This is a genomic window from Paenibacillus sp. FSL W7-1279, assembly GCF_037969845.1.
Taxonomy (GTDB): Bacteria; Bacillota; Bacilli; order Paenibacillales; family Paenibacillaceae; genus Paenibacillus_AQ.
Window position 1 is genome coordinate 4,896,137 of record NZ_CP150215.1, and the last position, 12,718, is coordinate 4,908,854.

Sequence of the window (12,718 nt, forward strand, 5' to 3'; positions counted from 1 at the left end):
CTTCCACCTCTATTCCTCAGCTAGCCATGTGCGAAGTAAATTCACGAATTCATCTGGCTTCTTCTTCGCCAAGGTTTCGAGCTGTTTACGAACCTGGCTTTCATTGGTTATACTTTCGAGATTAATCGATGGGAATTCCGTAACTGGGGGAAGCTGAATATCATCTTCAAATTCTTCCTGCTGCTTTCTGCGTCTGCGGATTATGAAATAGGTTCCTCCAGCAATTAACGCCAACGCAGCGATACCAATCCCCCATAATACAGGCTGTGAAAGAACGGTTTTCGGATTTTCATCCGCATTTACATTAAATACCTGTGAAATAACCGAAACTTTTTTGGACAAATCAGCGTCTGTATAAGTAGAGCCTGTATCCGAGAGCGATGCACGCACGATATTAACCAGAATGTTCTGTATTGCCGTTCTTGTCGCGTCATCCAAAGTTTGTTGACCGGCAGGTGGTTCAACCGAGACATTAATGGTTAAATCTTTAACAGTATATGGACTTGCTATGATATCCTTCGTAATCCGGTTAACTTCATAGTTAACGGTTTTGGAGAGCTCTTCCGAGTTCGTTTCCCCGCTTCCAGAATCGCTTGGATATCCCGGAACAGCTTCTTCGCCTACGCCGGCTACTCCGCCGGTTGGACTACTGGTTCCCGAATAGTTCTTCTGGATCTCCTGAACACTGAGCTCAATCCCCTTCATTTCTTCTTCATCAACAGGGGTTACGATGTTTTCCTTGCTCTGCACCTGATCAAAGTTCAGTTTGGAAGCGACCAGAACATTGACTTTATTCGATCCCATGTACTGCGAGAGAAACTGCTGAACATTTTGCCTAACGTCGCTTTCGAATTTTTTCTGAAGCGCGAAGTTTTCTTCCACCTTACCCATCAATCCACCTTGACCGCCTTTAGCTGTTGCGAGCAGCTCGACTTCGTCATTGGTGATTGTAATGTTCTCAACCGGTAAGTTCGGAATGGCCGTCTTCACGAGGTTATAATACCCGTCTATGACTTCTTGATTAGGCCGATAGCCTGGTTTGAATTGCACAACTACGGAGGCGCTGGCTTGATCTTCGTTTCCGTTTTTTGCAAATACACTTTCTTTTGGCAAATTCAACAATACCGTTGCATCCTGGACGCCCTGCATCTTCTCAAGCAGTCGTTCCACTTCGCCATTCAGTGCATTTACATATTTCACTTCGAATTCGTTATCTGTCATCCCGATGGCTGATGCGTTCTTCTCGAAGGTTTCGAATCCGATCGTACCATTCTGTACAAGTCCTTGCGACCCTACATCAATCTGGACTTTAGCTGCGCTCGTACTCGGAACCAGGATGCTTCTGCCATCCTCGCTCAGCTTGTAGGAAATCCCTTGGGTCTCCAGGTGGCTGATGATTCCTGCAGCGTCGCTGGAATTTAAATCCCGGAATGCTACTTCGTACTTCGTCTTGGAGAACTGCATCGTTAGTACGATTAGAGCAATCAAAACAAATGCTATTGTAGCGATTAACATTATTTTTTGTTTGTTGCTGAATTGGTTCCAATACTGGGTCATTCTCTCCCGATACTGGGTAATTCTCTCGTTCACATTGTCACCCCATCCGAAACTTTGCTAGAAACATTTAGATTTGCGTGCGCATGATCTCTTGATAGGCTTCTACCACTTTGTTTCGGACCTGTGTTGTGAGCTGAATGCTCAACAGAGCCTGTTGGGCGGATATCATCGCCTGATCTACGTTTACTTGTCCAATCATTAATTTATCGCTCATAACATGTGCATTTTGTTCCTGTGATGCCACAGAGTTCAGTGCTTCATTCAGGTAAGAGCCAAAATCGCGAATCGATTCGGATGGAGTCGCTCCATTTTTCACTTGCTCCTGCAGTTGAAGCGGCTGCACGCCCTGAACACTGAACATTGCATTTTGAATCATTTCTCTCTCTCCTCCTACAATATGGGCTTATGTATTTTTCACTTGTTATCTACCGATCTCCAGCGCCTTCATAATCATCGCTTTCGAAGCATTGATCGCCGTAACATTAGCTTCGTACGAACGGGTAGCTGCTATCATATCCACCATTTCCTTCGTAATGTCCACGTTAGGCATAAAGACATAGCCTTCCGCATTCGCATCAGGATGTGTAGGGTTATATACCTGTTTCAGCGGGGTTTGATCTTCCCGTACCTGCGCAACCTTTACCCCTTGTCCCGCATTCTGACCATTCATCTGAGCTCTAAGAAGTCCTTCAAATGATTCCTGCTGCGGTTGTAAAACAACCGTTTTTCGACGATACGGAACGGCTTGGCCGTTCTCGATTCGCGCGCGAGTGGTTTCCGCATTGGCTATGTTGGAGGAGATGACATCCATTCGAAGCCGTTGTGCTGTTAGAGCTGATGCATTAATACCGAAGCTATTGCTAATATTCATGAACCCTATCTCCCTTCAATAGCTGTACGCATCATTCGAATCTGCTCATTTACAGCTTGTATGTATGAATTATAACGGAGCTGATTCTCTGCAAGCAGCGACATTTCTCTGTCTGCATCGACATTATTCTGGTTGTTATTCATGGAGCTGCTGCCATCCTTCATGACCGAAGCCTCAGGAATCCCCCCGGTTGAACCAATGACAAAATGTCTGGGATCTGTTCTTCTGCCCTGTAATGACAATTGGGCCCCATCCATTTCTTTTTTCAGAAGACTCTCAAAGGATACCTCGGATCTCTTAAAATGAGGAGTATCCACGTTGGCGATGTTGTTTGCAATCACATTGTTTCTGAGATTAGCTGCATCCAAACCGCTTTGAAGCCGTTGAAAAGAACTATTATTCAACAGATTCACTAGCTCATTCCTCCTGACTGGACTTTGCAGAAAGGTATTCCACTCTTCCTAGCTAAATCCTCTTTTTTCGACAAATCATATAATCCGTATGAACTAACCTAGGTCTTAAGTAGAAAAAGACAACATGATGTCACATAAACTAAGTTTCTTAAAGTTTGGGACTTTTTACAATAAGAAAAAAGCCCTATCTTTTACCAAAAAGAAGGGCTTTGTGTTCATTTTTATCCGGTTTTTTTCTATATTATTGCAAATCGTATCACTAAATCTGTAAAATTTAAGCGATTTTTCCCGAAGGGTAGGTCCTGATGGGGACCATAAAATTCACAAAAAATTACGAAATCCGTCCCGATCCCTTCCAACATGCGAAAGCGCTTCGACAACTTGCTGCAAGGGTCGGGATGAATATCGACAATTATTTACTTTCGCATACCCGGCAAATAGACCTATATGCATGCAACTACAGAATATACTGGCTCAGGTCCCGGTCCTGGGCAATGCCGGCAAGTTTCTCCCGGACATACTGCGGCGTGATCACCATGCGGTCCAGCGTCAACTCAGGCGCTTCAAATGACAGGTCTTCAAGGAGCTTCTCCAATATCGTATGAAGTCTCCGCGCGCCTATATTCTCCGTGTTCTGGTTAACCGAAGCCGCAATTTGGGCGATCTCCCGTATCGCTTCTGGAGAAAACTCAACCTCAAGATCCTCAGTACGCAGCAGATTTACGTATTGCTTGGTTAGTGCATTTTTCGGCTCGGTCAAAATGGATACAAAATCGTCGAGTGACAAGCTGCTGAGCTCCACCCGAATCGGAAAACGCCCCTGAAGCTCGGGAATCAAATCCGATGGCTTCGCAATATGAAAAGCACCTGCCGCGATGAAGAGGACAAAGTCCGTTTTTACCGGTCCGTATTTCGTCATAATCGTCGAGCCTTCCACGATAGGCAGAATGTCGCGCTGCACACCTTCTCTGGACACATCCGGACCCGATTGGCGGCCCTGGCTGGCAACCTTGTCGATCTCATCGATAAATATAATGCCGGATTGCTCTGCCCGACGAATGGATTCCTGGATGACATCATCCATATCAATGAGCTTGCCTGCTTCTTCTTGCGTCAGTACTTTCCTGGCTTCTTTCACTGACAGCTTGCGGCGCTTTGTGCGCTTTGGCATCAGGTTGCCGAACATTTCCTGCATGTTCATGCCCATCTGATCATTGCCCTGCCCCGCAAACATATCGAACATGTTTGGAGCAGCATCCTCGACATCAATCTCAATCGTTTCGTCTTCAAGCTTACCGGACAGCAGGTTAAAGCGCACCTGTCTCCGCTTCTCTTTGAGACTAACGTCCTTATCGTCCGCATCCTCATCTTCGGTCTGGGTATCGTTATTCGCACCGCCAAACAGCATCTCAAAGGGATTTCGCTGACTCTTCTGCCCTTTGGTTGAAGGCGCCAACAGCTGAACGATCCGCTCGTTCGCCATTTCCTCGGCTTTGTCCTTAACCTTCTCGGTGCGTTCCAGCTTCACCATCCGGATCGCGGTTTCCACAAGATCCCGTACCATGGATTCCACATCACGGCCGACATATCCAACCTCGGTAAACTTTGTCGCCTCGACCTTAACGAACGGTGCATGAACCAGCTTGGCAAGCCTTCTTGCAATCTCCGTTTTGCCGACGCCGGTGGGACCGATCATCAGTATGTTCTTCGGTACGATTTCATCCCGCTCGTCATCCGTAAGCAAGCTCCGGCGATAGCGGTTCCGAAGTGCTACAGCGACCGATTTTTTAGCTTCCTTTTGGCCTACAATGTATTTATCCAGCTCGGATACAATCTGTCTTGGCGTCATCGATTCTTTACTCATCGCGAATACCTCCACCCCTGATATGGCTATATGTTGCTGTATGGCATCCTTACAGCTCTTCGACAATAATATTGCTGTTGGTATAGACACACACCTCAGAAGCGATCTGAAGCGCTTCTCTGGCTATATCCTTCGCTTCCATATGTCCGGCATGACGCTTAAGCGCCCGTCCTGCCGACAAGGCAAAATTGCCGCCTGACCCAATGGCCAGCACATCATCATCAGGCTCGATGATTTCGCCGCCACCTGAAATCAGCAGCATCCCGGTTTTATCCATAACAATCATCAAAGCTTCAAGCTTGCGAAGCACACGGTCTTGACGCCAATCCTTCGCGAGTTCAACAGCGGCGCGCTGCAGATTTCCATGGTGCTCTTCCAGCTTGCCTTCGAATTTCTCAAATAACGTGATAGCATCCGCCACAGAACCGGCAAAACCGGCGACAACTTGTCCCCGGTAAAGACGGCGCACTTTCTTGGCGGTCTGCTTCATGACTACACTTTCACCAAATGTAACTTGGCCATCGCCGGCAATAGCTGCTGTGCCATTATGCCGTACTGCACAAATTGTAGTGGCGTGAAAAGTCATTTCCATGATGGCAAGACCTCCCTAAGAAAATAAGATTAGATTGTATTTAGTTCGTTAGCATTAATAAATACGCGTACTCCGTCAAGAGCTCTGCTTGCAAGCGCTTCGTTTTTTTCCTTTTTGTTGCGAATGCGCTTCTCGAGACTCGGAAGAAGGCCGAAGTTCGCATTCATCGGCTGGAAGTTATCTGGATCTGCATGGGTTATGTAATAGGCCATGCTCCCGATAGTTGATTCCTGAGGGAATACGATCCCCTCCTGCCCCTGAGCGGCTCTTGCTGCATTGATCCCGGCAATCAATCCGGATGCCGCCGATTCAACATATCCTTCTACGCCCGTCATTTGTCCCGCCAGATACAGATTTGGCCGTGTTTTCACCTGATAGGTTTGTTCCAGCAGTCTAGGCGAATTGACAAACGTATTGCGGTGCATGACACCGTAACGCACAATTTCGGCGTTCTCAAGTCCCGGAATCATGGAAATGATCCGCTTCTGTTCACCCCACTTCAGATGAGTCTGGAAACCGACAAGATTGTAGAGGGTACCTGCGGCATTATCCTGACGGAGCTGCACCACAGCGTGCGGCAGCTTGCCTGTATGCGGGTTCACCAATCCAACAGGCTTCATCGGGCCAAACAAGGCGGTTTGTTTACCACGCTTCATCATGACCTCGATCGGCATGCAGCCCTCGAAATAAATCTCCTTCTCAAACTCTTTCAATTGAGCGACTTCGGCATTGATAAGAGCGTCATAGAAAGCGTCGAACTCTTCTTCTGTCATGGGACAATTCAGATAAGCCGCTTCGCCTTTATCATAACGGGATGCCAGATAAACCTTGCTCATATCAATTGAATCTTTTTCCACGATCGGAGCAGCCGCATCGTAAAAATAGAAATAGTCCTCACCCATCAGCTCACGAATCTGTGATGACAACGCGGGCGAGGTCAGCGGCCCAGTTGCAATAACAACGATGCCTTCTTCAGGTATATGCTGAATTTCTTCATTTACAACCTCAATTAAAGGATGCTGATGCAGAGTTTCCGTAATTTCTCCCGAAAAACCGTCACGGTCAACGGCCAATGCGCCGCCAGCCGGGACGGAATTGCGGTCTGCCGAACCGATGACAAGCGAGTTCAGCATCCGCATTTCTTCCTTCAATACCCCTACTGCGTTGGTTAAACCGTTCGCCCGAAGCGAATTACTGCATACAAGCTCAGCGAACTTGTCCGTATGATGAGCCGGCGTCTTAACGACCGGCCGCATCTCATATAATGTAACGGGTATGCCCCGGCTAGCGATCTGCCAGGCAGCTTCACTGCCGGCAAGCCCTGCACCGATAACCGTAACCCTCTGTGAATCTGTCAACGTCATTACCCCCTGTATGCCTTACAAATCTGCTGCGTCGTCTTGTTCCTCGACCATTTCGGAATAATCACAAGAAGTACATTGAAGCTTGATGCCTTGCTTGCTTTTCTTCTCTACCATTAAGCTGCTGCAATTCGGACACGGCTTCGTTGACGGTTTATCCCATGATACGAAATCACATTCGGGATAACGATCACATCCAAAGAAGACGCGCCCCTTCTTGCTTCGTCGTTCCACGACATGGCCTTCCTTGCATTTCGGGCACGCCACGCCGATATCTTTCACGATCGGCTTGGTATTCCGGCAATCCGGGAAGCCTGAGCATGCAAGAAACTTGCCAAACCTGCCCAGCTTATAGACCAACGGCTTTCCGCACTTTTCGCAGATCTCGTCGGAAACCTCATCTTCGATTTCGATTTCCTTCATTTCTTCCTCTGCTACTTCAAGGCGCTTTTCGAAGGATTCATAGAACTCTGCCAATACTTTGACCCAATCTTCGGAGCCCTCCTCCACATGGTCGAGGTCCTCTTCCATGTTAGCCGTAAACTCCACATTGAGAATTTCCGGGAAGAACTGCTCCATCTGCTCGATGACAAGTTCACCGAGCTCGGTTGGCATGAATTTCTTCTCTTCGATGGCAACGTAGCCTCTCTTCTGGATCGTCTCCAGTGTCGGTGCATACGTACTAGGTCGCCCTATGCCGAGCTCTTCCAGCGTCCGGACAAGACGTGCTTCCGTATAACGCGGAGGTGGCTGCGTGAAGTGCTGCTTCGGCTCAATGTCCTGCTTCTCCAGAATGTCGCCACTATGAAGCTCCGGCAGGTATTTATCTTCTTCTGTCGTCCCGTCGTCGTTGCCTTCGACGTAAACCTTCATGAATCCAGGGAAACGAACCTTCGAACCTGTTGCGCGGAAGACGGCCTTGCCCGCGGCAATATCAACAGAAAGCGTATCCAGCACTGCAGAAGACATCTGACTTGCCACAAAACGCTCCCAGACCAGTTTGTACAAGCGGAGCTGATCACGGCTCATAAACGGCTTCATGGATTCAGGATCCCGCAGCACCGATGTAGGACGAATCGCTTCATGCGCATCCTGAGCGTTGGCTGCTTTTTTCGAGTATTGTCTCGGGCTCTCCGGAACGAACGGATCACCATACTTCTCGGTGATGTATTCTTTTGCTTCTTCTTGAGCCGTCCCTGAGATGCGCGTGGAGTCCGTACGCATGTAGGTAATCAAACCGACGGTGCCTTCCTTGCCAAGCTCGACGCCCTCGTACAGCTGCTGGGCAACGGACATGGTCTTAGCCGCCCGGAAACCAAGTTTACGTGCAGCTTCCTGCTGCAAGGAACTCGTTGTAAACGGTGGAGACGGATGGCGCTGACGCTCTCGCTCTTTTACTTCGCTGACTTGGAAGGAAGCATCCCGAATCGCTTGAAGAATTTCATTTACTTCCTGTTCATTGGTGAGCTCTTTCTTTGCGCCATTAAGCTGCGTGAATTTGGCTTCGAATGCAGAACCTTTAATGGCCAGTTTGGCCGTAATGGTCCAATATTCTTCCGGCACGAAAGCGCTGATCTCATTCTCGCGGTCGAGAATGATTTTGACAGCTACCGATTGAACACGGCCGGCAGAGAGTCCCTTTTTCACTTTCTTCCATAGAATAGGGCTGATCTTATAACCAACCAATCGGTCCAGGATACGTCTTGCCTGCTGCGCGTTGACCAGATCCATGTTAATTTTGCGCGGCGTCTTGAAGGCATCCTTCACGGCTGTTTTTGTTATTTCATTAAATACAACCCGCAGGCTTTGAGTATCATCCAGCTCCAATGCATGCGCAAGATGCCATGCAATGGCCTCCCCTTCGCGATCGGGGTCAGCTGCGAGGTACACTTTTTTCACCTTTTTGCTAGCATCCTTAAGTTCCTTTAAGACAGAACCTTTTCCGCGGATCGTAATGTATTTCGGATTGAAGTCGTTTTCTACTTCAACCCCGATCTGGCTCTTCGGCAAATCGCGAACATGACCCATCGAAGCCTTCACGATATACTTGCTGCCGAGATATTTGCCAATCGTTTTCGCCTTAGCAGGCGACTCTACGATGACGAGTGAATCCGCCACAGGTTCATCCTCCTCTCCAACATTCAAACTTTCCCATTAAATGATCTTATATATAGCACCGGGTAATTGGGTAATCTGCTTTTTTATGATTAAAGATAACAGAACTGAATGCAAATGTCCAAAATCCCACCGGGTTAACTCGATCATTTCATCCAGCGACCCGGGACCCTGTTCGAGCATATGGTATATTTGTCGTTCGTCATTTGTCAACCCGGCTAGTTCATCGGGCTGCTCCTGACGAGGGGCCCGCCGCTCCTTATTGTATGTACCGGAGGCCACTTTTGGCAACAAGGAATCATATTCTTCTATTATATCCCTTGCTTCCGTGACCATCTTGGCTCCTTGCTTGATCAAATCCAAAGTCCCTCTGCTCTTGGGTGAAGTAACAGGACCCGGAACGGAGAACACGTCCCTTCCCGCCTCCAGGGCTAAATCCGCCGTAATCAACGATCCGCTGCGGGCATCCGCCTCCACCACCACGGTACCTAACGTGAGTCCCGCGATAATCCGGTTACGCTGAGGGAAGAACCCCGGTAGCGCCTTGGTGCCTGGCGGGTATTCGGAAATGATAAGCCCCTTAGCCGCAATCTCTTCATACAGCGATCGGTTCTCCGGTGGATATATAACGTCAACGCCGGCTCCGAGAACCGCCACTGTCGGTCCCCCGCTTCGCAAAGCCGCATCGTGGACTACGCTATCAATGCCTCTGGCCATGCCGCTGACAACCATGAACCCTGATCGTACCAACTCCTCGGATAGCATCGTTGCAATTTTGCGCCCATATGCCGTAGGCATTCTTGTACCTATCATCGCAATCCCAGGCCTCGACAGCAGATGTAGATCGCCGATGCAATACAACACCCAAGGAGCCTGTGGCGAAGATCGTAATCTGTCCGGATAGATATCATCGAGGGCTGTTATAATACGTATTTTTGAACGGTTTGTCAAATTCCATACCCCGGCTTCATGTTGCCGATACCCGGCATCATTCGCATTCGACAGATCGATCTGCTTTCTTTCGACAGCGGAAGGGAAGTCCTTGGCCAGTTTATTCGCTTTTTCGACAGACAAACCACAGGCCCTCCAATCATTCGCATCATAAGACAGCAACCCCTCATGCAGCTCACCGTTCGATATGATTCGGTTAATGGTCTTCCATCCGACACCTTCGCTTTCATGCAATGCGATCAGCAGCAAGCTGTCTACCTTCATAATGGGACCTCCTTAAAATATAAAATCAAAAACAAAAAAGCAACCCTTCATTTCCTGTTTAGGAAATAAAAGGTTGCTTACCTTAAGTTACGCCTTAGCTAGAATTGCATAAAAATCTAGATCTAGTGAGTCGTGCAAGACTCCAGGAGCCCCTTCTCCTCAAGCACGCTAACCAGGGTTGAGCCCATTTCAGCAGGTGTAGGAGCTACCTTGATACCGCACGCTTCAAGTACAGAGATTTTCTCCTTGGCTGTCCCTTTACCGCCAGAAATAATCGCGCCTGCGTGGCCCATGCGTTTTCCTGGAGGCGCCGTTGCGCCGCCAATGAAGCCTACCACTGGTTTAGTCATGTTCGCTTTAATCCATTCAGCCGCTTCTTCCTCCGCTGTACCGCCGATCTCACCGATCATAATAACCGCTTTGGTGTTAGGATCTTCATTAAAGAGTCTCAATACATCGATAAACTCCGTCCCTTTAACCGGGTCGCCGCCAATCCCTACGGCGGAGGATTGTCCGATGCCGCGAGCAGTCAGCTGATGAACGGCTTCATATGTCAGGGTACCGCTGCGCGATACAACTCCGACATGTCCTGGCGTGTGGATGTAACCAGGCATGATGCCGATTTTGCATTCACCCGGCGTAATAACACCCGGACAGTTAGGTCCGATCAAACGAGTCTTCTTGCCTTCCATATAGCGGGATACTTTGACCATATCCAGCACCGGAATGCCTTCTGTAATACAGATAACCAGATCCATCTCGGCATCAACAGCTTCCAGAATGGAATCGGCTGCAAAAGCCGGGGGTACATAAATTACGCTAGCGGTTGCGCCTGTTTTGGCTTTGGCTTCCTCAACGGTGTTGTAAACCGGCAATTTGACGGTTTCACCGTTCTCAAGCGTAATTTCGACTTCGGTTCCACCTTTGCCGGGTGAAGTTCCCCCGACCATCTGTGTACCGTAATCCAGGGCGCCTTTTGCATGGAAAAGGGCTGTTTTACCTGTAATCCCTTGCGTGATAACTTTTGTATTTTTATCGATCAAAATACTCACGATTGATTCACATCCCCTATTGTTATTTGAAAATGAAAGCAACCGCACGGCAGGGCTTTCGAAGCCCATCGTGCCATGCCCCTTCAGGAATGAAATATTACTGAACGAGGGAGACGATCTTCTGTGCTCCGTCGGCCATGGAATCAGCAGGTACGATGTTAAGACCGGACTCAGCCAAAATTTGCTTGCCGAGGTCTACGTTCGTTCCTTCCAAGCGTACAACCAGCGGACGAGTTAAGCCCAGCTGTTTAGCAGCTTCGACAACACCGGTAGCGATAACGTCGCAGCGCATAATACCACCGAAAATGTTGACAAAGATTCCTTTTACTTGAGGATCGGATAAAATGATCTTGAAGGCTTCCGTTACCTTCTCCGTTGTTGCACCGCCCCCAACATCAAGGAAGTTTGCAGGGTCCCCGCCATAGTACTTAATGATGTCCATCGTAGCCATGGCAAGACCGGCGCCATTAACCATACAGCCGATGTTGCCATCCAGAGCTATGTAACTCAAGTCGTATTTGGATGCTTCAATTTCCTTCTCGTCTTCTTCGTCCAGGTCGCGCAGCTCAAGGATGTCTTTATGACGGAACAACGCATTGGAGTCAAAGTTGAGTTTGGCATCTAGAGCCATGACGTTTCCGTCCCCGGTTACGACAAGCGGATTGATTTCAGCGATAGAGCAATCCTTCTCTACAAATGCCTTATACAAGGCCAGCATGAACTGAACGGCTTTTCCTACCAGTTCATTCGGAATATTAATGGAATACGCTAATTTCCGTGCTTGGAATGTTTGAAGTCCGATCGCTGGATCTACGACCTCTTTGAAAATCTTCTCGGGAGTTGCTGCGGCAACCTCTTCGATCTCGGTACCGCCTTCTTCGGACGCCATCAAAACGACACGGCCGGTAGCACGGTCAACGACCACACCGATATAATACTCTTTGCGAATATCGCAGCCCTCTTCAATGAGGAGACGCTTGACTTCCTTGCCTTCCGGACCCGTTTGGTGAGTCACCAACACCTTGCCCAGAATTTCTTCAGCATAAGCACGAACCTCGTCCAGGTTCTTCGCCACTTTAACGCCGCCGGCTTTACCCCGACCGCCTGCGTGGATCTGTGCTTTGACAACGGTTACGGGACTTCCCAAAGATTGTGCAGCTTCAACTGCCTCTTCTACCGTAAACGCTACCTTGCCGTTCGGAACAGCTACTCCATATTGCTTCAGTACTTGTTTTCCTTGATATTCATGGATATTCATTCTCGAATCCTCCTATCAACATGACTGGAACAAGGCTGGCTAACACGGAACTAATCTATGAAAGATTACCCTGTCAACCTTTATATATTAAACCCAAGCTATTGTAACATGTTTTTAAAACGCTTACCTTAAAAAGTTCACAGTTTATCCACTCGATTTGGCATGGGTATGATTCCTTCCAGATATAAATTGGAGAAATATGTAAAATTCATTTATTTTTTCGTGCAAAGCTTATCAATCCGACAATCCCCAATACGACAACGGCAATGCCTAACAATCCTGCAACTAGTGTAAGGATGATATTTTCCCATAAAATTGTCATACCGAATCCCTCTCCCCTCCCCGTAATAATTAGTGTATTGATTACTATTATACCATTAAATCCCTTTTTGTTCGCGTTAAACTGTGACGCAAAATAAA

At 48.2% G+C, this 12,718-nt stretch carries 11 protein-coding genes; all 11 read right to left on the reverse strand.

Annotated elements, in window-relative coordinates; all coding sequences use genetic code 11:
* Positions 1 to 9: 9 nt before the first annotated feature.
* Positions 10 to 1,590 (reverse strand): flagellar basal-body MS-ring/collar protein FliF, encoded by a 1,581-nt coding sequence (gene fliF, locus MKY82_RS21830; RefSeq protein ID WP_194543576.1) that lies wholly within the window; start codon positions 1,588 to 1,590, stop codon positions 10 to 12.
* Between the two features lie 34 nt (positions 1,591 to 1,624).
* Positions 1,625 to 1,933: a flagellar hook-basal body complex protein FliE gene (fliE, locus tag MKY82_RS21835; RefSeq protein ID WP_071220077.1), complete on the reverse strand. Its 309-nt coding sequence runs from the start codon at positions 1,931 to 1,933 to the stop codon at positions 1,625 to 1,627.
* Positions 1,934 to 1,978: 45 nt separating this feature from the next.
* Complete coding sequence (flgC, locus tag MKY82_RS21840) at positions 1,979 to 2,428, reverse strand: flagellar basal body rod protein FlgC (protein WP_194543577.1); 450 nt, start codon at positions 2,426 to 2,428, stop codon at positions 1,979 to 1,981.
* A gap of 5 nt (positions 2,429 to 2,433) precedes the next feature.
* Positions 2,434 to 2,841 (reverse strand): flagellar basal body rod protein FlgB, encoded by a 408-nt coding sequence (gene flgB / locus MKY82_RS21845; protein ID WP_071220075.1) that lies wholly within the window; start codon positions 2,839 to 2,841, stop codon positions 2,434 to 2,436.
* A gap of 457 nt (positions 2,842 to 3,298) precedes the next feature.
* Positions 3,299 to 4,705, reverse strand: coding sequence for an ATP-dependent protease ATPase subunit HslU (hslU, locus tag MKY82_RS21850; protein WP_194543578.1), 1,407 nt, complete (start codon positions 4,703 to 4,705; stop codon positions 3,299 to 3,301).
* A 49-nt stretch (positions 4,706 to 4,754) separates the two neighbouring features.
* Positions 4,755 to 5,297, reverse strand: coding sequence for an ATP-dependent protease subunit HslV (gene hslV, locus MKY82_RS21855; protein WP_006211334.1), 543 nt, complete (start codon positions 5,295 to 5,297; stop codon positions 4,755 to 4,757).
* Positions 5,298 to 5,326: 29 nt separating this feature from the next.
* Positions 5,327 to 6,655 (reverse strand): FADH(2)-oxidizing methylenetetrahydrofolate--tRNA-(uracil(54)-C(5))-methyltransferase TrmFO, encoded by a 1,329-nt coding sequence (trmFO, locus tag MKY82_RS21860; RefSeq protein WP_194543579.1) that lies wholly within the window; start codon positions 6,653 to 6,655, stop codon positions 5,327 to 5,329.
* A 21-nt stretch (positions 6,656 to 6,676) separates the two neighbouring features.
* A complete protein-coding gene (gene topA / locus MKY82_RS21865; RefSeq protein WP_220684602.1) occupies positions 6,677 to 8,776 on the reverse strand; it encodes a type I DNA topoisomerase in 2,100 nt (699 codons plus the stop codon).
* 36 nt (positions 8,777 to 8,812) lie between these two features.
* A complete protein-coding gene (dprA, locus tag MKY82_RS21870) occupies positions 8,813 to 9,988 on the reverse strand; it encodes a DNA-processing protein DprA (RefSeq protein ID WP_339294317.1) in 1,176 nt (391 codons plus the stop codon).
* Positions 9,989 to 10,110: 122 nt separating this feature from the next.
* The gene (gene sucD, locus MKY82_RS21875) at positions 10,111 to 11,040 is read right to left on the reverse strand and encodes a succinate--CoA ligase subunit alpha (RefSeq protein ID WP_071220478.1); all 930 of its coding nucleotides are present in this window, start codon (positions 11,038 to 11,040) and stop codon (positions 10,111 to 10,113) included.
* Positions 11,041 to 11,137: 97 nt separating this feature from the next.
* A complete protein-coding gene (gene sucC / locus MKY82_RS21880) occupies positions 11,138 to 12,298 on the reverse strand; it encodes an ADP-forming succinate--CoA ligase subunit beta (protein ID WP_006211339.1) in 1,161 nt (386 codons plus the stop codon).
* Positions 12,299 to 12,718: the final 420 nt, after the last annotated feature.

Coding starts and splice junctions, on each gene's coding strand:
- hslU (WP_194543578.1), bottom strand. CDS start 4,705: ATGAGTAAAGAATCGATGACGCCAAGACAGATTGTATCCGAGCTGGAT.
- dprA (WP_339294317.1), bottom strand. CDS start 9,988: ATGAAGGTAGACAGCTTGCTGCTGATCGCATTGCATGAAAGCGAAGGT.
- flgC (WP_194543577.1), bottom strand. CDS start 2,428: ATGAATATTAGCAATAGCTTCGGTATTAATGCATCAGCTCTAACAGCA.
- hslV (WP_006211334.1), bottom strand. CDS start 5,297: ATGGAAATGACTTTTCACGCCACTACAATTTGTGCAGTACGGCATAAT.
- fliE (WP_071220077.1), bottom strand. CDS start 1,933: ATGATTCAAAATGCAATGTTCAGTGTTCAGGGCGTGCAGCCGCTTCAA.
- sucC (WP_006211339.1), bottom strand. CDS start 12,298: ATGAATATCCATGAATATCAAGGAAAACAAGTACTGAAGCAATATGGA.